This is a genomic window from Massilia soli, from assembly GCF_016809835.1.
Classification (GTDB): domain Bacteria; phylum Pseudomonadota; class Gammaproteobacteria; order Burkholderiales; family Burkholderiaceae_D; genus Telluria_A; species Telluria_A soli.
Window position 1 is genome coordinate 200,635 of sequence record NZ_JAFBIL020000005.1, and the last position, 21,713, is coordinate 222,347.

General features: G+C 65.8%; 19 protein-coding genes. 13 read left to right on the forward strand and 6 right to left on the reverse strand.

The genetic code is table 11. From position 1 onward, the window contains the following. Positions 1–28: 28 nt before the first annotated feature. Entirely contained in the window at positions 29–547 is a 519-nt protein-coding gene (locus I4X03_RS13565) for a GNAT family N-acetyltransferase (RefSeq protein WP_223468770.1), read from the reverse strand. A gap of 132 nt (positions 548–679) precedes the next feature. On the opposite strand from I4X03_RS13565, the gene I4X03_RS13570 reads away from it, so the two are divergent. Continuing rightward, complete coding sequence (locus I4X03_RS13570; protein WP_223468771.1) at positions 680–3,553, forward strand: hybrid sensor histidine kinase/response regulator; 2,874 nt, start codon at positions 680–682, stop codon at positions 3,551–3,553. Positions 3,554–3,572: 19 nt separating this feature from the next. On the opposite strand, the gene I4X03_RS13575 is transcribed toward I4X03_RS13570, so the two are convergent. From I4X03_RS13575 to I4X03_RS13585, 3 genes are read right to left on the reverse strand one after another with little or no spacing between them, the layout of a single operon-like run. Further along, positions 3,573–5,477: a serine hydrolase domain-containing protein gene (locus I4X03_RS13575; RefSeq protein ID WP_223468772.1), complete on the reverse strand. Its 1,905-nt coding sequence runs from the start codon at positions 5,475–5,477 to the stop codon at positions 3,573–3,575. Beyond that, on the reverse strand, positions 5,477–6,088 hold the full coding sequence (locus I4X03_RS13580) for a tetratricopeptide repeat protein (RefSeq protein ID WP_223468773.1): 612 nt from the start codon (positions 6,086–6,088) through the stop codon (positions 5,477–5,479). Before I4X03_RS13580 ends, I4X03_RS13575 begins: the two co-directional genes overlap by 1 nt. A gap of 59 nt (positions 6,089–6,147) precedes the next feature. Then, positions 6,148–6,921: a GIN domain-containing protein gene (locus I4X03_RS13585; RefSeq protein WP_223468774.1), complete on the reverse strand. Its 774-nt coding sequence runs from the start codon at positions 6,919–6,921 to the stop codon at positions 6,148–6,150. Positions 6,922–7,443: 522 nt separating this feature from the next. On the opposite strand from I4X03_RS13585, the gene I4X03_RS13590 reads away from it, so the two are divergent. The 11 genes from I4X03_RS13590 (at position 7,444) to I4X03_RS13640 (ending at position 17,624) form a co-directional block, all read left to right on the forward strand. After that, positions 7,444–8,028: an A24 family peptidase gene (locus tag I4X03_RS13590; protein ID WP_223468775.1), complete on the forward strand. Its 585-nt coding sequence runs from the start codon at positions 7,444–7,446 to the stop codon at positions 8,026–8,028. 21 nt (positions 8,029–8,049) lie between these two features. After that, positions 8,050–8,883 (forward strand): Flp pilus assembly protein CpaB, encoded by an 834-nt coding sequence (gene cpaB, locus I4X03_RS13595; protein ID WP_223468776.1) that lies wholly within the window; start codon positions 8,050–8,052, stop codon positions 8,881–8,883. A 21-nt stretch (positions 8,884–8,904) separates the two neighbouring features. Continuing rightward, complete coding sequence (locus tag I4X03_RS13600) at positions 8,905–10,512, forward strand: type II and III secretion system protein family protein (RefSeq protein ID WP_223468777.1); 1,608 nt, start codon at positions 8,905–8,907, stop codon at positions 10,510–10,512. Between the two features lie 107 nt (positions 10,513–10,619). Next, on the forward strand, positions 10,620–10,826 hold the full coding sequence (locus I4X03_RS13605) for a Flp family type IVb pilin (protein WP_223468778.1): 207 nt from the start codon (positions 10,620–10,622) through the stop codon (positions 10,824–10,826). Between the two features lie 58 nt (positions 10,827–10,884). Next, entirely contained in the window at positions 10,885–12,303 is a 1,419-nt protein-coding gene (locus I4X03_RS13610; RefSeq protein ID WP_223468779.1) for a pilus assembly protein TadG-related protein, read from the forward strand. Between the two features lie 3 nt (positions 12,304–12,306). After that, complete coding sequence (locus tag I4X03_RS13615; RefSeq protein ID WP_223468780.1) at positions 12,307–12,735, forward strand: TadE/TadG family type IV pilus assembly protein; 429 nt, start codon at positions 12,307–12,309, stop codon at positions 12,733–12,735. Beyond that, positions 12,732–13,160: a TadE family protein gene (locus I4X03_RS13620; RefSeq protein WP_223468781.1), complete on the forward strand. Its 429-nt coding sequence runs from the start codon at positions 12,732–12,734 to the stop codon at positions 13,158–13,160. Before I4X03_RS13615 ends, I4X03_RS13620 begins: the two co-directional genes overlap by 4 nt. 19 nt (positions 13,161–13,179) lie before the next feature. After that, positions 13,180–14,370: a CpaE/TadZ family protein gene (locus I4X03_RS13625; protein WP_223468782.1), complete on the forward strand. Its 1,191-nt coding sequence runs from the start codon at positions 13,180–13,182 to the stop codon at positions 14,368–14,370. Further along, positions 14,357–15,706 (forward strand): TadA family conjugal transfer-associated ATPase, encoded by a 1,350-nt coding sequence (locus I4X03_RS13630; RefSeq protein ID WP_223468783.1) that lies wholly within the window; start codon positions 14,357–14,359, stop codon positions 15,704–15,706. Before I4X03_RS13625 ends, I4X03_RS13630 begins: the two co-directional genes overlap by 14 nt. Before the next feature lie 9 nt (positions 15,707–15,715). After that, a complete protein-coding gene (locus I4X03_RS13635; RefSeq protein ID WP_223468784.1) occupies positions 15,716–16,708 on the forward strand; it encodes a type II secretion system F family protein in 993 nt (330 codons plus the stop codon). Between the two features lie 10 nt (positions 16,709–16,718). After that, positions 16,719–17,624, forward strand: a complete 906-nt coding sequence (locus tag I4X03_RS13640) for a type II secretion system F family protein (RefSeq protein ID WP_307735366.1) — start codon at positions 16,719–16,721, stop codon at positions 17,622–17,624. Here I4X03_RS13640 and I4X03_RS13645 read toward each other — a convergent pair. Together I4X03_RS13645 and I4X03_RS13650 are read right to left on the reverse strand one after the other, a co-directional pair. After that, on the reverse strand, positions 17,611–18,348 hold the full coding sequence (locus I4X03_RS13645; RefSeq protein ID WP_223468786.1) for a response regulator: 738 nt from the start codon (positions 18,346–18,348) through the stop codon (positions 17,611–17,613). The two genes, I4X03_RS13640 and I4X03_RS13645, sit on opposite strands and share 14 nt — an antisense overlap. Next, on the reverse strand, positions 18,345–20,030 hold the full coding sequence (locus I4X03_RS13650) for a sensor histidine kinase (RefSeq protein ID WP_223468787.1): 1,686 nt from the start codon (positions 20,028–20,030) through the stop codon (positions 18,345–18,347). Before I4X03_RS13650 ends, I4X03_RS13645 begins: the two co-directional genes overlap by 4 nt. A gap of 181 nt (positions 20,031–20,211) precedes the next feature. Here I4X03_RS13650 and I4X03_RS13655 point away from each other — a divergent pair, with 181 nt between their 5' ends. Next, complete coding sequence (locus I4X03_RS13655; protein ID WP_223468788.1) at positions 20,212–21,504, forward strand: FAD-dependent oxidoreductase; 1,293 nt, start codon at positions 20,212–20,214, stop codon at positions 21,502–21,504. The last annotated feature ends 209 nt before the right edge of the window (positions 21,505–21,713 follow it).

Here is a 21,713-nt window from a genome sequence, read left to right on the forward strand (position 1 = left end):
TTTTCTCCTGTCATTGACGAAAGTGGGCTTAAGCGGCGTCCAGCATTTTGCTCATTACGGCGTTATCGAGTTCGACACCGCGGATCGTCGGGCGTTGCCTCGCCTCGACGATAAAACCGGCTTGCCGAAAAAACGGCTCGGCCGCCAGGCTCACGTGCGCGAACAGCTTCACGGTGCCGCGCGCGCGTGCAACGTCATGCAAGTGGCGCATCAACGCCATGCCAATACCGTGGCGGGCAAACTCCGCCGCGACAAAGAAATGGTCGATGTAGCCGGATGGCTGGACGTCCGCGAATGCGGCCAGGCGGCCATCCACGTCCACCACCCACGGCTGGTTGGACCGAATGCGCCGCACCCACTGCTCGCGCAACTCGGCGCCCTCCTCGGGCGGCGACCAGGCGTCGATCTGCAGCGGCGTGTATTGCTGACATGCCAGACCGCGGACCGACGAGCGGAAAATCGCCCGAAGCGCAGCTTCTTCCCCCTCGGCATACCGTCGTATCTGCATATGGACTGATAGAAATGATAGATAGATCGGCGACGCCATCCCAGCGTGCGGCACGGCCAGCGCCGGCGAGCCGGCGCTGGCCCCACAAGGATTGTCAGTCGCGCTGCAATTAGACCAGAACAATGTATTCTTCGTAGATAATTCGTTCAACCGACATTTTACGTATTCATTGTGACCCACAGCGACCAGGCCCCAGACGATTCCCCACTTTCTCCGGACTTCGCGGCGCTGTTCAACGCCACTCCAGCCGCCTGCCTGGTGGTGTCGCCGGCGTTTACCATCGTTGCCGTCAGCGACGCGCATCTGGCCGCCACCGGCGCCAGGCGTGAGGATATTGTAGGCCGCAACATTTTCGACGCGTTTCCGGATAACCCCGACGAGCCTGGCGCGACCGGCGTTGCCAACGTGCGCGCGGCGATCCTGCGGGTATTGCAAACCAGGGCCGCCGATGTCATGCCGATCCTGCGCTACGACGTCGCCAACCCGGCCCTGCCCGGCGCCGAATTCTCCGAGAAATACTGGAAACCGACCCATTCGCCCATCTTCGATGCGCGCGGCGAGGTGCAGTACGTGATGCAGTATGTCGAGGACGTCACCGAGCAGTTCAGGAACGTCGCCGAAGCCGATCAGATGCGATCGGAGATCTCGGCGCAGGCGCGGCAGATCCGCGACCAGCAGCACGTGACCGAGTTGTTCCAGCAGGCGCCGGCGTTCATGGCCATCCTGGCCGGTCCCGACCATCGGGTCGAGTTTGTCAATCCCGGCTATCGGAAGCTGATCGGCCACCGCGACATCGTTGGCATGACCATCGCCGAAGGCCTGCCCGACGCCGCGGCGCAGGGGTACGTCAAGCTGCTCGACGCGGTGTATCAGGGCGGCACGCCATTTACCGCCGACGGCGCGAAGTATGCGGTGCAGGCCACGCCGGGCGGCGCGGTCGATGAGCGCTACGTCGATTTTGTGTTCCAGCCGGTGCGCGACGCCGCCGGCGCCGTTTCCGGCATCCTGGTACAGGGTGTTGATGTCACCGGACGGGTGCTGGCCGAGGCGCGCCGCGATGCCCTGGTCCGCTTGAATGACGTGGTGCGCAACCTGAAGACGCCGGACGAAATCATTTTCCAGGCCTGCACGATCCTGGGCGAGACGCTGGGCGTGAGCCGGGTTGGCTACGGGACCATCAATGCGGACGCCGAGACCCTCACGGTCGAGCGCGACTGGAACGCGCCGGGCGTGGACACGGTGGCAGGCACCATGAACATGCGCGATTACGGCTCCTACATCGACGACCTGAAGCTGGGCAAGGTGGTGGCCATTGCCGACGTCGCCAACGATGAGCGGACCCGGGAATCGCTCGCGGCGCTCAAGGCGCGCCACGCGGGCGCCCTCGTGAATGTGCCTGTAACCGAGCACGGCAAGCTGGTTGCGCTGATGTTCCTCAACAGTAGCGAGGCGCGCAGCTGGCCCGCCGAAGAGCTTGCGCTGATCCAGGAAATCGCCGAGCGTACCCGGAGCGCCAGCGAACGCTCGCGCAGCGAGCTGGCCGTGCGCCTGAGCGAGGCCAAGTTCCGCACGATGACCGATGCGATGCCGCAAATGGTCTGGTCGACCCTGCCCGACGGCTTTCACGATTACTACAACCAGCAATGGTACGACTTTACCGGACTGCCGCACGGCTCGACCGACGGCGATGCCTGGAACGATGTGTTCCACCCCGACGACCAGCACCACGCGTGGCAACGCTGGCGCCACAGCCTGGCAACCGGCGACATCTACGAGATCCAGTATCGGCTGCGGCACCACACCGGCCAGTACCGCTGGGTGCTCGGACGCGCGCTGCCTGTTGAGGATGAGTCCGGCGTGATCGTGCGCTGGATGGGTACCTGCACCGACATCCATGCCCAGAAGCTGTCCGAAGACGAGTGGCGCGAGTCCAGCCAGCGGAAGGACGAGTTCCTGGCGATGCTGGCGCACGAGCTGCGCAACCCGCTGGCGCCGATCAGCACCGCGGCGCAGCTGCTGAAAATCCAGGGCGCCGATCCCAAGCGCATCGCCCAGGCCAGCGAGATCATCAGCCGCCAGGTCAAGCACATGACCAACCTGGTCGACGACCTGCTGGACGTGTCGCGCGTCACCCGCGGCCTGGTCGAACTGGCCAACGATGACCTCGACCTGAAGGCGATCGTCCAGGGGGCGATCGAACAGGCGCGGCCGTTGCTGGAAGCGCGCCATCACGAGCTGGTGCTGAGGATCCCATCGGCGCAAACGCATGTGCGCGGCGACAAGACCCGGCTGGTACAGGCGATTTCGAACGTCCTCAACAATGCCGCCAAATACACGCCGCCGCGCGGCACGATTGCGCTTGCCCTCGACGTGGACCAGCAGCAGGTGCGGATCAGCGTCAGCGACGACGGGATCGGCATGGCGCCGGAATTGCTGCCAAGGGTGTTCGACCTGTTTGCGCAGGCCGAACGCACGCCCGACCGCGCCCAGGGCGGCCTTGGCCTGGGATTGGCGCTGGTCAAGAGCATCGCCCTGCTGCATGGCGGGACCGCGACCGCGGACAGCGCCGGGGCCGGGAAAGGCAGCACCTTCACGATCATCCTTCCCCGCAGCACGCCGGAACAGCGGCGCGAACTGGCGCCGGCGGCCGAACCGCTGGCGAAGGCGCCGATCGCGCTGCGCCTGATGATTGTCGACGACAACCAGGACGCCGCGTTCGCGCTTGGTGCGCTGCTGGAGGCAACCGGCCACCAGGTGCTGGTGTTCGACGACGCCGAAAGCGCGCTGAAGGCGGCCGGCGAGGCCGACACCCAGGCCTTCATCCTCGATATCGGTCTGCCCGACATGGACGGCTATCAGCTTGCCCGGCACCTGCGCGCCAATCCCAGGACGGCCGGCACGGTGCTGATCGCGCTGACCGGGTATGGACAGGCCCACGACCGCGTGCTGTCGAAAGCAGCCGGATTCGACCACCATTTCGTCAAGCCGGTCGACAGCGCCGAGCTGGCCCATGTCCTCGCCAACATCGCTCCCGGACGGTCGTAGGGCTGTCCTCTGCGCGCCGCTAGTAACCCGGCGGGAAGGTAAGCAGATTGACCTGATAGGCAAGCCACAGCGACGCAAGCGCGGCCATGTACACCAGTCCCAGGTGGACCAGCACGGTTGCCGGCTGCGCCTGCTTGCCATGCAGGCGCTTCCAGCGCCATGCCAGCCCTCCGAGAATCAGCGGGCTCAACCATCCCGCCACCTGCAGGACCTGCAGCGAGGTGTCGAACCACGCTGACGGCAAGCGCTCGATGTGCGTCGCCGCCGCCACGGCAAGCGCGGCCGCGGCGCCCCACATCGACAAGGTAATGGCCGCAGCGGCATGAATCGGCGCATGTGCGGCCAGCTTTCCGGTGCCGCGGCCGGCGCGGCGCCGGCGCCACGCCGCCACCGGCCACGCCGCCACGCTCAGCGCCGATACACCGATGGACAACACGGCCAGCCCCATCACCACGCGCTGGTCCTGGTACCACGCGGCACGCTGCTGGACATTGCCGGGATTACCATCGCTAAACTGCCACTGGCCAGAGGAGTCGCGCTTGAATATCAGGTGCCGCCGCAGCCCGGCATTGTCCTCCCAATAGCCGGGCGCCGTCTGGCGCCAGGCGATCGGCGGCTGGCGCGACTGCCCCAGCAGTCTTTCAACGCGGATGGTTCCGTCCCGGTTGGCAGAAACGCGCGTCTGTCCAAGCAACGCCGCCAGGTAGGCCAGGTTCGATTGTCCGCGCCGGCTCGGCATATACGATCCGGCAATGTCGGGCATGGCGCTTGCCGGCATGGACAGGCTTGGCCGAGCGGGCGGGGGATGAGGAAAGTAGCGCTCAAAGAAGGCGCGCAGTACCGGCCCCGACGCGCCCCCCGCCCCATTCCCGCTACTGTTATAAGCAATGAAGATACCGGTACCGGCGGCGGGAACCAGCACCAGGTTCGCGTGGAAGTACAAGGTTGCGCCGTCGTGGCCGATCAGGCGCTGGCCGTTGCGCGCCAGGTTCGTCCAGCCCAGGCCGACGGCGTTGTCGCGCCCATCGAAGGCATGCTGGGGCGAGTGCATCAGTGCGGTCGTGCCCGGGTCAAGGATGCGCGCGCCGCCCAGGTTCGCCAGCATGAAGCGCGCCATATCGGTGGCGGTCGCCGACGCGCCGCCTGCCGGGGACAGCATCAGTTCAAACGGCTTCGCGCCGCCTGAACCAAGCCGGTAACCTGACGACATGTGTGGCGCAAGCGCGCCGGGCAGCGGCTGCAGGAATGTCGTGCGGGACATCCCGAGGCGGCCGGTGATGTGCCGCTCGACGTAGGCATCGAACGGCTCGCCCGAGACCCGTTGCACGATGTAGCCGGCAAGGGCGGCGCCATAGTTGGAGTAGGCGGCGACTGTCCCCGGCGCGAATATCCGTTGCGGTACGCGCATGGCGGTGTCGAGCCGGAGATACGGGCTCTGGTCGGGACGCTGGCGCCACAAGCCCTGGTACGCATCCTCGAAGCCTGCCGTATGCGTCATCAGGTGGCGCATGGTGACCGGCTTGCCGAAGGCATCGGGAATGCGGAAGTCCAGGTATTGGTTGACGTCCGCCGACAGGTCGATCTTGCCCTGCTCGACAAGCTGCATCACGGCAGTCCATGTGAACAGTTTTGATACCGAGCCAATACGGAACAAGGTGTCCGAGGCAGACACGGGCTTCCGGCTGGCCGCATCGGCATAGCCGTAGCCCTTGGCGAAGACGACCCGGCCGTCGCGTACGACAGCCACTGCCGCGCCGGCGATATCGTTGTGCGCCAGTTGCGCCGGAATGATCGCGTCGAACAGGCTGGCGAGGTCGGCGCTCGTCATGCGCTCCAGTGCCGGCCTTGCGGTGGCCGCAGCGGCCGACGACGCCCAGGCGGGCGCCATCAGCAGCGCTCCACAGAGCAGGAGCCTGCCGAGCATCAGGTATTGTCGCCAGTCCTGGACTTCAGTGGCAAAGGCGTGCCCGGCCGCCACGAGCGCGACATCGCCTGCGCTTCCTCGATCTGCTCGGGCGTCATGCGGCGCGCGATGGCGGCGCGCTGCTCGACGGCGTTGGCGTTGCCGCTGGCGGCCGCCAGGTTCCACAGCATGTAGGCGAGCACCACGTCCTGCGGCAGCCCCGCCGCATGGTAGCGGTACATCAGCCCGAGCGCGTGCTGCGCCTCTGCATGGCCCTGCTCCGCCGCCTTGCGGAACCACGAAATCGCGGTCTTGTGATCCTGCGGCACGGTGTTGCCTGTGTAATACATGGCGCCGACGACGTACTGCGCGTCGGCCTTGCCTTGCATTGCCGCCTTGCGGTGCCATTGCAGCGCCTGCTTGTAGTCGCGCGCCACGCCGCGGCCCATGTAGTACATCAGGCCGAGCAAATGCTGCGCGTCCGCGTGCCCCTTCTTGGCCAGCGGCGTGACTTCCTTCAGCGCCAGCGCGTAGTTCTTGGCATTGTAGGCATTGGCGCCTTCAGTAAAGCCTGCCAGCGCGCCGGTATGCAGGCCTAGTGCGAATGTGATCGCAACGAATAATTTTTTCATGTCTCAAACTGGGTTCTGTTAGTACACCCTGCCGGTCCTCTTGAAAGGACTGCTCGCTTTTATTTCCAGCTGACCTTGCCGAGGCCGTCGACGCTGACACTGCGGTTGGCCGGCTTGCCGTACACCGTCACCGAGCCCATGCCCGACAGATTCAGCGTGGCGTTCTCGCGCGCCGATACCGAGGCATTGCCCAGGCCGCTCAGCTCGAGGTTGACGGTGTCGACCTGGAAGTGCTGCGCATCGAGGCCGCCAAGGCCACCCAGCGATGCCTTGAGCCACTTGCTGCGGCCGTGCAGCGTGACAAAACCGGCGCCGCGCAGGTTCAGGTCGATGCCCTCGCTGTCGAGGCCGTCAATATTCATGCTGCCCACGCCGCCCAGGCTGGCCGTGATGATGCGGTATTGGCAGCTGACCTTGATCGAGCCGGCGCCCTCCAGCGAGAGGTCGAGTTCGTCGCCGGAGAAGCCGCGGATCTCGGTCCAGCCGACGCTTTCGGACGAGACTTCGCGCAGGTTCGGCAAGGTCAGTTCGGCGCGCACGCTGCCGTGGCGGTTCAGCTTGAAGCCGCGCATCTCGGTGCCGATGTTGAGCGTATCGCCGTGCTGCACGACGGTGGTCTTGTCAAGCCAGCGCCGGTCGCCGGTAAGGACGAGGTTGGCGACCGGCCCCTGGCGCAGCTTGAGGTCGATGACGCCATCGAGCTTGACGCGCACCGCGCGCGCATCGACAGGACGGGTCTCGGTCACGACTTCGTCGCCGGCGGCCGCGAAGGCGCTTCCGATCATGGCGAAAAACGCCGCAATGACAACGCCCAGATTCAAGTACTTGCTCATTCCATCTCCATACGGTTCGCTGCCGGTTTAATGCTGGCGAGCTTGGTTTCATGCCGCGCCGGCACGCTGGTCAATACACTACCAGTTAGCTGGGCGGTGTTCCAGCGGATTGTTCACAATCCCGGCGCGTTATCCAGGCCGTGACTATAGACAGCGCTTGCACGCGGAACCACGGAAATGCGACGAACTGCATTTTTGACTATACAGATGACATATACGCGGGATGGTTTCCCGTCCCCAACCCCGAGTACGGGCGCAAACATCGGGTGAAACAGCCAGTTTGCAAGGCGCTGTAACCGTTCAGGAAAACCCGGCACAGCGCGGTCAGCCCTCGCTTAAACCGTTCTGACCGCATGCGGTCCATAGGACAAAAGTACCAGGCGCAATGGGATCGCCAGACTAGCTGGCCGGCCAAAAATCAGGAGCCTCATCCCCCCGGCAAAAGGACATCCCTCCGATTCGCAGAAGAGCTCGCCTAAATATACTCAAGCCATCGATCACCACCTCATTGCGGGAACGATCATGGCTGAAATTGCTTCCTTCTTAGAATTGCTCGGCATGCTGGTCACCGACCCGCGTACCGGCGTGCTGCTGGCCCTGCTGGTGGCCGCGGCGGTCAGCGATCTCCGTACTTTCCGCATTCCCAACCGCATCACCGGCGGCGGCATCGTCTTCGCGCTGCTCTACAACACCATCGTCCCGCCCGAGTGGCACGCGGACTGGACCTGGGCGCCGGCCGGCATGCTGCTGGGCTTTTTCGCGATGCTGCCGATGTACCTGATCCGCGCCATGGGCGCCGGCGATGTCAAGCTGATGGCAATGGTCGGCGCCTTCCTGGGCGTCGCCGATACCGCCTACGCGCTGCTGTTCTGCATCGTCACGGCCGGCCTCTCCGCCCTGGTCTGGGCGCTGCACAAGGGTGTGATGCGCCGCATCCTGAGCAACACCGGCGCCGTCCTGCGCGGCATGTTCTGGTCATCCGTCGCCACCGGCAACCCGCAACTTCATCCCAACGCGATCGAATCGGTCGGCAAGCTCGCGTACGGAATCAGCATCGCGTTCGGCACCATCAGTTTCCTGATCGCACGGCAGTTCAACCTCGTCTAACCGTCGCCCGGAGATATCACCATGAAGAACTTCAAAGCGCTCGGGCTGATCCTGCTGGCCCTGCTGATCGGCCTTGCCGCGGCCGCCTACGCCACCGGATGGGTGTCGCGCCAGGCCGGCATCGCCTCGAACAAGGTGGTGGTGGCGGCAGTCGACATCGAGCTGGGCACCAGGATCAATGCCGAGATGCTGTCGACGCTGGACTGGCCTTCGGCTGCGGTGCCGCCAGGCGCGTTCATCGACGCAAAGGACCTGCAGGACCGCATCGCCAAGGTCGGCATCCTGCGCGGCGAGCCGTTGATCGAGCGCAAGCTAGCGCCGCTGGGCACCCTGGGCGGCTTGTCGGCCGTCATCGCCGAGGGCAAGCGGGCCATGACCGTCAGGGTCAATGACGTGGTCGGCGTGGCAGGCTTCGCCCTGCCCGGCAACTATGTCGACGTGATGGTCAACGCCCAGCAGGACAAGGACGGCGCCGAAGAGGGCAAGCAGATCAGCATCACGGTGCTCGAGCGCGTGCTGGTGCTTGCCGTGGCCCAGGAGGCCGGCCGCGACGACACCAAGCCGAAGGTCGTCAGCGCCGTCACCCTCGAATTATCGCCCGAAGATTCTGAGAAGCTCGACCTGGCGCGCAGCGTCGGCACCCTGTCACTGGTGCTGCGCAACCAGGTCGACCAGAAGACCGTCGCTACCGCAGGCATCACCAAGACCGAGCTGTTCGGCACCCCGAAGAAGCCGGCGCCCAAGCCTGCGGTAGCGGTCAAACGGCGCGTCGCCGCAGCCCCCCGCCCTCTCGCCGCCAGGCGCACTTGTGTGGAAGTGATCCAGCACGGCGCATCCACGCTGAGCTGCTTTTGACCCGCCACGGAGAACACAGCCATGAACAAGCATATTGTCATTGCAGCCTGCAGCGCCGCCTTCGCTGCGCCCGCCTTCGCAGCGGCAGCCCCCAGCACCGGCACCTGCAAGGCCGTCGTCGTCGCCCAGACCGTGCAGGTAATGCTCGGCAAATCGTCGGTGGTGCCGCTGTCGGCTGCCGTCAAGCGCATCGTCGCCGGCGGGCAGGCCGCGGCAAAGCCTGGAGGGGCGCCGGCACCGGCGCCGGCAGAGGCCGCCGACACCGGCAGCATCGCCGACCTGGATGTTTTGCTGCTGAGCCCGACGGACCTGTTCCTGCGCGGTAAAAAAGCCGGCGCTGCCAATGTCATCATGCAGGACGCCGCCGGCGTCTGCTACCTGCTCGACATCATCGTCGCGATCGACCCTGCCACCTTGCAGTCGAAACTGGCCGAGCTGATGCCGGAGGAAACCGGCATCAGCGTGCGCAGCGCCGAGAACGCGATCGTGCTGACCGGCAAAGTCAGCGACGCCACCAAGCTCGACGAAGCGATGCGGGTGGCCGGCGCCTACGGCGGCGGCAAGCGCGTGGTCAACCTGCTGCGCGTCACCTCGCCCCAGCAAGTAATGCTCGAAGTGAAGATCGCTGAAGTGAGCAAGTCACTGCTGGACAAGTTCGGAATCGATTTCGCGCGCATGTTCACGTCGGCCGACGGGCTGACCTCGCGTGTCATCTCGGGCATTTTCGGCGGCAACCCCGCCCTGCTGGGCAAGTTCGGCAACAATCTTGCCGGTGGCGCGGTCGAGAGCATTGCCGATGTGGCGGTCGGCGGCGGCAACTCCGCCGCGCGCTCCCGGCTGGCCGCAGCGGGCAAGAATTCCACGCTGCTCGGCATCGACGCCGAGAAGAAAGACGGCCTGGTGCGTGTCCTCGCCGAACCCAACATCATGGCGATCAGCGGCCAGTCCGCCAGCTTCCTCTCCGGCGGCAAGATCTTTATCCCGGTGGCCCAGTCGCGCGACAACGGCGGCACCACGATCACGCTGGAAGAAAAGGAATTCGGCGTGGGACTGAAGTTTTCGCCGACCGTGCTCGATGGCACCCGCGTCAACCTGAAGCTGGTATCGGAGGTGTCGGAACTGGCCCAGACCGGCTCGCCCTTCACCACCGTGGGCGGCGTCACCTCGGTGCTGCCCTCGATCACCACGCGCAAGATCGACACCACGGTGCAGCTCAACGACGGGCAAAGCTTCGCCGTCGCCGGCCTGATCCGCAATAACGTCACCGAAACACTGTCGCGCTTCCCGGGACTGGGCGAGCTTCCGGTGCTCGGCGCGCTGTTCCGCTCGACCGAATTCCAGAAGGACCAGACCGAACTGATCTTCATCATCACCCCGCGCCTGGTCAAGCCAGCGACCGCGCTGGCCGCCCCGACCGACAAGCCGGCCGCCGAGGCGACCCTAGGCGAGTCGGTACGCGCCGCGCGCACATCGATGACGGTCAATCCGGAGGCTTCGGCCAGCTCGGACCCGGCCACGGGCATCGACGGCCAGGCCGCGAAACAGGCGATCGACCGCTACCACGACAGCTTCAAGGCGCCGCCTCCGGTCGTCAACGTGATCAACATCGGCGGGACCCCAGCGAAATAGGGGACGCCGCCCACAGAATCCAGCACCGGCTCTCCCTGCCGGTGCGCGGAGCAGCAAGCCATCCAGCCGGATGGATCGTTATTAACCTCACCTTAAAAGGCCACAAAATGAACAGCTTCCTGAAAACGGTAAAACAATCGGTCAAATCCTTCGCACAGGACGATGAAGGCGCCCAGGTCGTCGAATACGCGCTGATCATCGCCGTGGTGTCGATCATCCTGGTGGTCGCACTGCGCAACCTGACTGGCACCAGTTTCAGCGGCTTCATCGACCGCGTCGCCACCTGCCTGACTACCTCGGCGTCCTGCGCCTGATTGGCCAGCCGGCGGACCGCGCGCGGCAGCGCGGTCCGCCACTGACGGAGATATGACCATGCACACGCTTACGCTCCATAGCCAGCCGCCGTTCCCGCGACAGCGCGAACCGGTACCGACGGCGATCAGTCGCCGGGTGCCCCGGTTTCACCGGCCCGCGCGCACGATGGGTCCGCGCATGCGCGGGAACGACGCCGGGGGCCGGTTCGCCCGCCGCCAGGGCGGCGCCGTGATGCTGATGGTCTGCTTCCTGCTCTTTTTCCTGCTCGGATTCGTCGCGATCGCGTTCGATTTCGGCCGCCTGTTCATCGTCAAGACCGAACTCCAGACCGCCATGGACAGCTGCGCGCTCGCGGCCGCCCAGGAGCTCGACAGCCAGGCCAGTTCCATGAGCCGCGCGCGCAGCGCCGGCATGACCGCCGCGAACGCCAACGGGGTCAATCTGCAGTCGCCCAGCTGGGACGGTAAAGGCAAGGTCACCAGCGCCGAGATCACCTTCAAGGACGCGGCCTATGCGCCTCCCACGGCAGGCTGCTGCGCGCGCTATGTCCAATGCGAGCACCGCCAGGCCGGCGTGCGCACCTGGCTGATGCACGCAATGGCCGCCTTCACCGGCGACAGCGCGGCCTTCCCCGCTTCCCGCGACGTCGTCGCCAGCGCCGTCGCCACCCGCGCCAGCGCGCAAAGCACCTGCCCGATCCCGGTCGCCATCATGGCCCGCCCGGGCGGCACCCCGGCCAACAACTTCGGCTTCCTGGTCGGCGAATGGGTCACCGTGTTCGACAAGGCCGGCGTCGGCATTTCGCCCGGCGAAATGGGCTGGTACAACCTGGACGGCAGCCGCAGCGCCAGCGAGACCGCGGCCGAACTGTCCGAGGGCGGCCGCTGCGGCACGCGCATCGGCGACACCTTGGGCACCCCTGGCGCGCAGACCAGCGTCGACCGGCCATGGAACTTCCGCTTCGGCATCTACAAAAACGCCGACTCGCCCAGCGAACACCATCCGGACCAGACCGGCTACGCCTACACCGAAGCGAACTGGAAGAACGCCGTGCCGCAGAACGCCTTCTCGGGAACACCGGCCGCCGGCTCGCACCCGACTGCGCAGAACTACATCACCAAGCGCGCCGCGTTCGCCTCGTTCGCCGACACCGGCAGCAACCTGAAAACCGGTTCGCAGATCGCCTTCAACGACAGCAACAAGCTAAACAGTTTTCACAAGCTGGCCACTCCCGGCGCCGGCGGCCAGCACCGCCAGTACGGATACAGCCGCCGCGTGGTCGTGGTCCCGGTCATCAATGGCAGCGCGCAGGTGATCGATTATGTGTGCATGTTCATGCTGCATCCGCTCAGTGGCCCGAACGATACGGCCAGGCTCGAGTTCCGCGGCCTGGCCAGCATCCCTGAAACCCCATGCGCCCCAAGCGGCATGCCCGGCGGCTCCGCCGGTCCGCTGGTGCCGGTACTGGTGAGGTGAGCGATGAGATCCCGTCAACATGGCGTCGCGCTGGTCGAATTTGCGTTCGTGCTGCCGCTGCTGCTGGTGCTGTCCCTGCTCAGCACCGAACTTGGGCGCGCGGTGTACCGCTACAACACCACCGCCAAGGTGGTGCGCGACGCGGTGCGCTACCTGTCGACGCAAACGCCCGGCACCCACGTCACCGAGGCCCGCAACCTGATCTTGTACGGTAACGTGGCCGGCACCGGCGAGCTGCTCGACGATGCGCTTACCGCCGCCAACGTCCCGGCGCCAACCTGGCAGACAGCCGGCAGCAACCCCTTGATCAATACGGTCACGGTGCGCGTTACCGGCTACCAGTTCCGCCCGATGATCGCCAATATGTTCGGCGCCCGGTTCGCCGCGATCCCGTTCAACGACATCAGCGCGACGATGCGGAGTCCGATATGAGAACGCGGCAGGCAGGTGCGACGACGGTGGAGCTGGCGCTCGTGCTGGTGGTGTTCTTCATGTTCCTGCTCGGGGTGACGGACTTCAGCCGCATGCTGTTCACCTGGAACGCCGCCACCGAAGCGACCCGCCTGGGCGCGCGCTTCGCGGTGGTGTGCGCCGACCCGGCCAACCAGCAGCAGGTGGTGGAAAAAATGCGCAGGATGGTGCCCGAAATCGGCGGCGTCAACCTGGCCTGGCAACCGGCCGGCTGCGACGCCACCAACTGCGCCGGCGTCACCGTGACCATCACCGCACTGAACTACCGCTGGATATCGCCGATTGCCGGCGCCGTGATGCCGGTGCGCTCGCTGCCGACCTTCAGCACCTACCTGCCGCGCGAGATGATGCGCCAGGACCCGAATAACGCGCTCATTTGCCAATAACCGAAGCGAGGGAACCGCCATGAAGATCGCCATCGTCTCACCCAACAAGATCCTGCTGAACGAGATCGGCAAACTTCTGCAGGCCGCCTCGCATGTGGCGGTACTGGCCGAAGGCGGCAAGGAAAAGCTGCGCCAGGTGGCCGAACGGGACCAGCCGGACCTGATGCTGGTCGATGGCGGCGCTTTTTGCGACGGCAATAGCCTGGCGCCGATCGAAGACCTGACCACGCGCCATCCGCATCTCGCGGTGGTGCTGCTGTGCGGCGGCTGCTCGCCCGACTTCCTGATCAGCGCCATGCGCTCGGGCGTGCGTGAAGTGCTTGCGTCGCCGGTGGTGCCGGCCGACCTGGCGGCGACAGTCGAGCGCATCGGCAGCAAGCTGCGCAGCGCACAAAGCCGGGCCATCGGCAAGGTGCTGGCCTTCATCCCTTGCAAAGGCGGCAGCGGCGCCACCTTCCTCGCCACCAGCCTTGCCTTCCAGCTGTCGGAGACCAGGTCGGTGCTGCTGATCGACCTGAACCTCCAGTTCGGCGACGCACTGTCGTTCGTCCATGAGGGCCGCCCGCCGTCCACCCTGGCCGACGTGGCGCGCGCCATCGACCGGCTCGACGCGTCGTTTCTCGCGGCCAGCACGGCGCGGGTCGCGCCCAACTTCAGCATCATGGCCGCGCCGGACGACCATGCGCAGGCGGTCGAGATCACGCCGTCGCAAGTCGATGCGATACTCGCAGTCGCCGTCCTGCACTACGATTTTGTCGTGCTCGACCTCGGGCGCTCGGTCGACAACCTGAGCATCAAGGCGCTCGACCGCGCCGACACGATCTACGCGGTGATGCAGGCCGGCCTGCCGTCGATCCGCAACGCCAAGAAGATGCTGGCCATCTTCAAGTCCCTCGACTATGGCCCCGCCAAGATCGCGCTGATCGTCAACCGCTTCGACCGCAAAGGCGCAATCGGCGTCGCCGAGATCGAGCGCACGCTGGGCAAGTTCACCATTCATACCGTGCCTAACTCGTACAAGCATGTCACCACCGCCATCGACCATGGCGAGCCGCTGGTGACCAGTGCGCGCTCCGACCCGGTGCTGCGCAACGTGGCGGAGCTGGCCGATTCGCTCAGCCCCCGCCCTCACGCCCCGCGCAACATGTTCGAACGCTTGCTCGCACGCGCCGCCGCTTCGACTTCAGGAGACTCCCATGTCCTTCCGTGAGAAATTGACCGCCATCGACGGCAGTGCCGCCGAGGCCCGGGCTCCGGCAGCAGGCGCCAGCGACGACTACTTTGCCATCAAGACCCGCATCCACCTCAAGCTGCTCGACAAATTCGACCTCGCCGCGCTGGAGGCGCTGCCAGGCCCGCTGCTGCGCGCCGAGATCGCGGCCATGACCGAACGCCTGCTGGACGACGAACAGGCCGCGATCAATGAGCTGGAGCGCCGCTCGCTGATCCGCGATATCCAGCACGAGATGCTCGGCTTCGGCCCGCTCGAACTGCTGATGGCCGATCCGACCGTGTCCGACATCCTGGTCAACAGTTACCACCGCATTTTTGTGGAACGCCGCGGCAAGCTCGAACTGTCGCCGGTGCGCTTTACCGACGAAAAGCACCTGCTGCGCATCATCGACAAGATCGTTTCCCTGGTCGGACGCCGCATCGACGAATCGAGCCCGATGGTCGATGCGCGCCTGCCCGACGGCTCGCGCGTCAACGCCGTGATCGCGCCGGTCGCCCTCGACGGGCCGATGATGTCGATCCGCCGCTTCGCCCATATCCCGCTCAAGATGCACAACCTCGTCAACGACCTGCGCAGCCTCACGCCCGACATGGCCACCATGCTTGAGGGCCTGTGCAAGGCCAAGGTCAACATGGTGATCTCGGGCGGCACCGGCGCGGGCAAGACCACGCTGCTGAATATCCTTTCCGGCTTCATCCCGCCGGACGAGCGCATCGTCACGCTGGAAGACGCGGCCGAACTGCAGCTGCAGCAACCGCACGTGGTGCGCATGGAGACGCGCCCGCCGAACATCGAAGGCAAAGGCGAGATCACCCAGCGCGCGCTGGTACGCAACGCGCTGCGCATGCGGCCCGACCGCATCATCATCGGCGAGGTGCGCGGCGCCGAGGCGGTCGACATGCTGCAGGCGATGAACACCGGCCACGACGGCTCGCTGACGACGATCCACGCCAACAACCCGCGCGACGCGCTGTCGCGCCTGGAAAACATGGTGGGCATGGCGAACCTGAACCTGCCGCACAAGGCGGCGCGCCAGCAGATCGCATCGGCCATCACTGTGGTAATCCAGGCACTGCGCCTGATCGACGGGCGCCGCAAGATCACCAGCATCCAGGAGATCACCGGCATGGAAGGCGACATCATCACGATGCAGGAGATCTTCGCTTTCCGCCAGACTGGCGTCGCCACCGACGGCACGGTCGAAGGCTACTTCCAGGCCACCGGCGTGCGGCCCAAGTTCAGCGAGCGCCTGCGCTCATTCGGCATCGCCATGCCCGACACGATGTTCGACAGCGCGCGCCGCTTCCAGTAGGAGCCGACCATGACCGCCAATGCCGCCGGCCACACCTCGCTGATCCTGTCGATGCTGGTTTTCATCGCAGTGATCCTGCTGCTCGAAGGGCTATACCTGATGTGGAAGACCTACAAGGGCCCAAAGGTGAAAAAGGTCCACCTGCGCCTGAAAGCGCTGTCGGCCGCCGGCGACAGTTCGGCCCAGTCGCACCTGCTGCGCGAGCGGATGATGAGCGAATTGCCGCCGTTCCAGCGCTTCCTGCTTCGCCTCCCGCGCGCGCACCAGCTGGACCGCGTACTGCTCCAGGCGAACCTGGGCTGGTCGGTCGCCAACCTGCTGCTCGCCTGCGTGGCGCTGTCCGCGGCCAGCTACCTGGCCGTAACGGGGATGCTGCACCAGTCCATGCTGGCCGGCCTGCTGGCCGCCGGCGGCACCGCCTGGCTGCCGCTGGCCTATGTACAGTACCGCCGCTCCAGGCGCCTGAGAAAGCTGGAACAGCAGCTGCCCGACGCGCTCGACCTGCTGGCGCGCGCGCTGCGCGCGGGCCACGCCTTCGGCGCCGGCCTGCAGATGATCGGCGAGGAGATGAGCGAGCCGATCGCCAGCGAATTCCGTTTCGTGCACGACGAAGTCAACTTCGGTGTGTCGCTCGAACAGGCGCTGTCGAACCTGTCAGTGCGCGTGCCGATCACCGACCTGCGCTATTTCGTCGTGGCGGTGCTGATCCAGCGTGAATCGGGCGGCAACCTGACCGAGGTGTTGACCAACCTGTCGCGGTTGATCCGGCAAAGGCTCAAGCTGTTCTGGCACGTGCGGGTGCTGTCGGCTGAAGGCCGCCTGTCCGCCTGGCTGCTGTCGCTGCTACCGTTCGCGATCGGCGGCCTGATGACGGTGTTTAACCCGACCTTCATGGAGCCCATGTGGACCGACCCGATTGGCCAGACGCTGGTGCAAAGCCTGCTGGTGTCGATGGCGCTCGGAATCCTGATGCTTCGCAAGATTATCCGTATCCGTATCTGAGGGGATGACCATGTTCGTGCTCGCCGCCCTAGTCTGCCTGGCCGTCAGCGCCGCTGTCGCAGGCCTGTTCATGCTGCTGGTGCCAAACCGCGTGTACCAGCGCCTCCAGAGCATTGAGAATCCCGCCGCCGCCGACTGGGGCGCGACCGTCGCCCAGGCGGTCGGTCCGTTCGCGCGTGTGCTGGCGCCCACCGGGCCATGGGAAGACTCGCCCCTGCGCCTGCGCTTCATCAACGCCGGCATCCGCCGCGGAGACGCGCGCCTGATCTACTTCGGCCTGAAAGCGGTGCTGCCGGTGGTGTTCGCGTTCGGCACCTGGCTGCTGCTGCGCGCCTTCACCAGCATGGAGGGGATCACCGCGCTGATGAACCTGATGATCGCCGCGCTGATTGGCTGCTACCTGCCCAACCTGGCGCTGTGGCTGCGGCTGCGCGATCGCAAGCGCGAGATTTTCGAGAACTTTCCCGACGCCGCCGACCTGATGCTGGTGTGCGTCGAAGCAGGGCTCGGCCTCGATGCGGCCCTGACCCGCATCGCCGACGAGATGGGCATGAAAAGCCGTGCGCTGGCCGAAGAGCTGCACCTGACGAACCTGGAGATGCGTGCCGGCGCCAGCCGCGCCCAGTCGCTGCGCAACCTGGCCCTGCGCTGCGGCATCGAGGAGATCGGCACCTTTGCGACGATGCTGACGCAATCGGAGAAGTTCGGCACCAGCGTGGGCGATTCGCTGCGGGTGTTCTCGGAAGACCTGCGCCACAAGCGCCAGGTGCGCGCCGAAGAACACGCGGCCAAGGTGCCGACCAAGATGCTCATTCCGCTGGCACTGTTCATTTTCCCGGCGATTATCATGGTGGTGCTGGGGCCTGCGATGATCGTCATCATCCGCACCATCGGTCCGATCCTCAGTGCCCGCTAAGGGGCTCCTGGCGCGGCCGGGCCACCTCCGGCTGCACCAGCCCGTGCCGGATCGCGTAGACGTACATCTCGAGCCGGTTGGTGACGTTAAGCTTGCGGTAGATGGAGGTGAGGTGATTGCGCAGCGTGTGCTCGGAGATGAACAGGCGCTCGGCCACCACATGGTTGGCGCTGCCGCTATGTTCGACCGCGGCGCTGACGATGGCGCGTTCGCGCGCAGTCAGGCTGGCGTGCTTTTCCTGCGCGGGGTCGACCCGCGCGGGAGTGCGTGCGCCGAGCAGCTGGCCGAATACGCGGTCCATGGTCGCGCAATCGAACCACAACTCGCCGCGATGGATTTTGCCGATCGCTTTGAGCACCTGTTCGGCCGACACCTCCTTGTGCAGGATGCCGCGCGCGCCGCGGCGCACCGCGAGGTCGAGCCGCTCCGCGTTGTGCGCCGCTGTCAGCACCAGCGCGCGCGACAGGCCGTTGGCCAGCAGCTCGGGCAGGAAGTCGATCATCGACACGCCGCCCAGGTCAAGGTCGAGCAGGATGACGTCGGGGGCCAGCTGCGCGGCCGCGGCCAGTGCTTCGCTACAGGTGCGCGCGGTGCCGACGACGATCATGCGCGGGCGTTCGGAGTCGATCAGTTTTTGCAGGCCCCACAGCATGGTCTGATGGTCTTCGACGAGCAGCACACTGATGGTGCTGCCTCTTTGTTCCGGCGATGCGCTGCTGTTCATAATGGAATCTCCACGCAAACAATGGTGTCGTTGAACCTGCCCTGGCATACGAACGCGGCGCCGCCCAGGGCGATGGCGCGCTCGCTGATTGAATGCGGACGGAACGGCGGTGGCTGGCCGCCGCCATGCTCGTTGTTGATCTCGATGCGCAGCAGGCTTTCGCTGCAGCGAAGCAGGACCGCCGCGCGCTTGGCTTCGGTATGGCGGCACACATTGCTGATCCCCTCGCGCACGATTTGCAGCACCTCGGCGGTGAGCCGGTCACCGAGGTCGAGCGGTCCGTCGACCTCGATCCGGACGTCGACACCGTATGACGTCATCGCCTGCGCCGCCTGGCGCCGCAGCGCGGTGAGGAAAATCGGTTCGCTCCCCGCCGGCTTGCCACAGGCGCCCTGAGCGAAGTCGCGCAGCTGCACCACGACCTCGCCGGCCATTGCCACCAGCTTGGCCAGCTCGTCGTTCAGCGGGTTCGACGGCGTGGCGTGGCGCGAAAGTGCGACCAGCCCAAGCTGCAGGCCGATATAGGACTGGATAGCCGTGTCGTGCAGGTCAAGCGCGATCCGCTTGCGCTCCATCGCGGCAGCGTCGGAAGCGATGCGATCGAGCATGTCGATGCTGTCGATGGCGTGCAGTTCCTGCGCCGCGATCCGCGCGAGGAAGAGCGCATCGCTTCGGCTCAGGTTGCGGGTGCTGGCGGTGACGAAAACACGGCCCTTGCCGCGTCCAAAGACCAAGGGCGCGCTGATATACGATCCCGCTTCGAGCAGCTCGCCGAGGTTATGCATGCTGGGGCCTTCATGCGGCACCCAGCCGCCAGCAGTGCCGGGATGCGTCAGCGCTGCGGCGGCCGCGCCCAGCCCCCAGCTATGCGGGCCAACGTAAAACAGCACATGGTTGCGCAGTGCGGGCAGCATGGCGCGCGCCAGGGCGGCATCGACAGCCTGCGCCGGCGCCGCTACCGGACCGTCCTTGCGCACCGCGCGGATCTCGTACAGGCCGGAGTCGCTGTCCTGCAGCACCGTGAAGCAGGTGCTCGCCCTGAAGTAGGCGCGAATGTGTTCAAGCGCCGCGGTCATGGTGCGGTCGATGCCAAAGCGCGGATTCGACACCTGGTTCAGGTCGCGCAGCAGCGCTTCGCGGCGCGCGGCCTGAATGTGCCGCTCCCCCAGCTGGGCGATAGCGCGGCCAAACGCCAGCAGGAGCGCGGCACGCAGGTACAGGCGCGCCTCGGCCACGGCATGGGTATTGGCGATGGTGGCGGCGCAGTACAGCACCACCGCCATGATGGTGACGCGCGCGCCCTCCTCCAAGCCGTAGCGCAGCGATGCGACCACGATGGCGAAAAACATGAACACCAGCGGGAATATGTCGGCCTGCCCCCCGGCCGCAATCATCGCCCCGCACATGGCCGCGTCGACCCGGTGCATCAGCTTTCCGCGCGTCCACTTTTGCTCGAACCGTGTGCAGACGTAGGCCAGCGCGCAGGCCGCGGCATAGGCGGACAGGACCAGCAGCGCCGCCTTGTTCGCCCGGCCCGGCCCGATCACGTCGGTGATTGCGACGAGCAATGCCGACAGCGCCAGCATCAGCCTGATGCGGGCGACCAGTTCGTTGTCGGCCCGGTCCGAATGCGCCGGCGCGGCCGCTGCATTCTTGTCCAATATGGAGCTTGAAGGTGCCATGACTCACTTGCCGTAGGTTCGCCGCAGAGCAACATCGCCGCCCAGGCCGACATTGCTACCGTTAACTCCTTCCTTGAGTCTACGTTCATATTTTTATGACAAGATGATGTGGGTCAGGGCATCTGGTTTGACGTGGCGCCATTGCACAGCGATACTCTGGTTCGATTCCCCCGGTCCCCGTATGCAAACAAGTATTCCTCAATCGTTTGACGTCATCGTTGTCGGCAGCGGCCCTGGCGGCGCGGCGGTCGCGCGCGAACTTGCGCGCGCGGGCAAGCGCGTGCTGATTCTCGAACAAGGCAGCGCCGCGCCGGTCACCGGAAAACTCGGGCAAATGGCGGCAATGGCAGCCGTGCCAGGGCGCGGCGCGTTCATCCATCGCGATGCGTCGTTGCTGGTGCAGGGAATCACCGCCGGCGGCAGCTCGACGGTGAACTTTGCCACCGCGGCCAATCCGCCGCTGTCGATGTTTGCTGCGCATGGCATTGATCTTGGCCCTGCGCTGCAGGCGCTGCGCGAAGAGTTGCCGATCGGCCCGTTACCGGATTCGCTGATTGGCCCGATGGCCACGCGCCTGATGCAGGCGGCGCGCTCGCTGGGCATGGACTGGCAGAAACTCGACAAGATGATCCGCCCTCAGATCTGCCGCAGCGGCTGCTGGCGGTGCGTCTACGGCTGTCCGTTCGGCGCCAAATGGACGGCGCGCGACTTCGTCGACCAGGCTGTCGAGCATGGCGCAACCTTGCTCGATGGCGCCAAGGTGCTGCGCGTGACGATCGAGAATGATGCGGCGACCGGCGTCGAATTCGTGCGCGGCGGACGGCGGCAGCGCGCGGCGGCGAAGGTGGTGGTGCTGGCGGGCGGCGGCATCGGCAGCCCTCGCCTGCTGCACAACACGGGGCTGATGGCGTCGACGGCGCGTTTCTTCAGCGATCCGGTGGTCGCCGTCATGGGCAGCGTGCCGGACATCGATGGCGGTGCCGAGGTGCCGATGGCGGCCGGCGTGCGCTTCGACGCGGACGGCATTTCGCTCGCCGACATGACCTTGCCGCAGCCGATGTACCAGGGCTTCGCCGCGCAGGTCGGGCGCTTCGATCGCCTGTTCGCGCATCGCCGTACCTTGACCTTGATGGTCAAGGTACGCGACGAGATCGGCGGGAGCATCGGCCCGCGCTGGGTGGACAAGACCTTGCAGGCGGCCGATCGCAACAAGCTGAAGGATGGGACGGAGATGGCGCGCGGTATCCTGAAGGCGGCCGGCGCGCGGCACATCTTCAAGAGCTGGCATTTCGCCGCGCATCCGGGCGGCAGCGTGCGTATTGGCGAGGGTGTTGCGGGCGACTTGCAGACCAAGGCTGCGGGGCTGTATGTGTGCGATGCATCGGTGATACCAGAGGCGTGGGGCTTGCCGCCGACCTTGACGCTGCTGTGCCTGGGAAAGCGATTGGGATCGCAACTTGTCCACGGGCTGTAGGTTCCCGCTTTCGCGCACTGCTGTCCGGAATAATCTTGTTGACAGTGCCATTGCATCAATCGGGTTCGGGGCGCTCACAGAAATCGCGGCATTGAGACTTGGAATGCAAGACTTAACGTCGCCCCTGCGAAGGCAGGGGTCCATACTCGGCACGATTCGTATGGGCCCCTGCCTGCGCAGGGGCGACGTTGGCCTGCATTGCCGATTTC

What these genes read in the sequence shown, in the direction of transcription:
- I4X03_RS13615 (WP_223468780.1), top strand. Translation starts at nt 12,307, where the DNA reads ATGAGATCCCGTCAACATGGCGTCGCGCTGGTCGAATTTGCGTTCGTG.
- I4X03_RS13575 (WP_223468772.1), bottom strand. Translation starts at nt 5,477, where the DNA reads ATGCTCGGCAGGCTCCTGCTCTGTGGAGCGCTGCTGATGGCGCCCGCC.
- I4X03_RS13630 (WP_223468783.1), top strand. Translation starts at nt 14,357, where the DNA reads ATGTCCTTCCGTGAGAAATTGACCGCCATCGACGGCAGTGCCGCCGAG.
- I4X03_RS13610 (WP_223468779.1), top strand. Translation starts at nt 10,885, where the DNA reads ATGCACACGCTTACGCTCCATAGCCAGCCGCCGTTCCCGCGACAGCGC.
- I4X03_RS13565 (WP_223468770.1), bottom strand. Translation starts at nt 547, where the DNA reads ATGGCGTCGCCGATCTATCTATCATTTCTATCAGTCCATATGCAGATA.
- I4X03_RS13640 (WP_307735366.1), top strand. Translation starts at nt 16,719, where the DNA reads ATGTTCGTGCTCGCCGCCCTAGTCTGCCTGGCCGTCAGCGCCGCTGTC.
- I4X03_RS13655 (WP_223468788.1), top strand. Translation starts at nt 20,212, where the DNA reads ATGCAAACAAGTATTCCTCAATCGTTTGACGTCATCGTTGTCGGCAGC.
- I4X03_RS13650 (WP_223468787.1), bottom strand. Translation starts at nt 20,030, where the DNA reads ATGGCACCTTCAAGCTCCATATTGGACAAGAATGCAGCGGCCGCGCCG.
- I4X03_RS13600 (WP_223468777.1), top strand. Translation starts at nt 8,905, where the DNA reads ATGAACAAGCATATTGTCATTGCAGCCTGCAGCGCCGCCTTCGCTGCG.
- I4X03_RS13645 (WP_223468786.1), bottom strand. Translation starts at nt 18,348, where the DNA reads ATGAACAGCAGCGCATCGCCGGAACAAAGAGGCAGCACCATCAGTGTG.
- I4X03_RS13635 (WP_223468784.1), top strand. Translation starts at nt 15,716, where the DNA reads ATGACCGCCAATGCCGCCGGCCACACCTCGCTGATCCTGTCGATGCTG.
- I4X03_RS13590 (WP_223468775.1), top strand. Translation starts at nt 7,444, where the DNA reads ATGGCTGAAATTGCTTCCTTCTTAGAATTGCTCGGCATGCTGGTCACC.
- I4X03_RS13585 (WP_223468774.1), bottom strand. Translation starts at nt 6,921, where the DNA reads ATGAGCAAGTACTTGAATCTGGGCGTTGTCATTGCGGCGTTTTTCGCC.
- I4X03_RS13625 (WP_223468782.1), top strand. Translation starts at nt 13,180, where the DNA reads ATGAAGATCGCCATCGTCTCACCCAACAAGATCCTGCTGAACGAGATC.
- I4X03_RS13620 (WP_223468781.1), top strand. Translation starts at nt 12,732, where the DNA reads ATGAGAACGCGGCAGGCAGGTGCGACGACGGTGGAGCTGGCGCTCGTG.
- I4X03_RS13605 (WP_223468778.1), top strand. Translation starts at nt 10,620, where the DNA reads ATGAACAGCTTCCTGAAAACGGTAAAACAATCGGTCAAATCCTTCGCA.
- I4X03_RS13580 (WP_223468773.1), bottom strand. Translation starts at nt 6,088, where the DNA reads ATGAAAAAATTATTCGTTGCGATCACATTCGCACTAGGCCTGCATACC.
- cpaB (WP_223468776.1), top strand. Translation starts at nt 8,050, where the DNA reads ATGAAGAACTTCAAAGCGCTCGGGCTGATCCTGCTGGCCCTGCTGATC.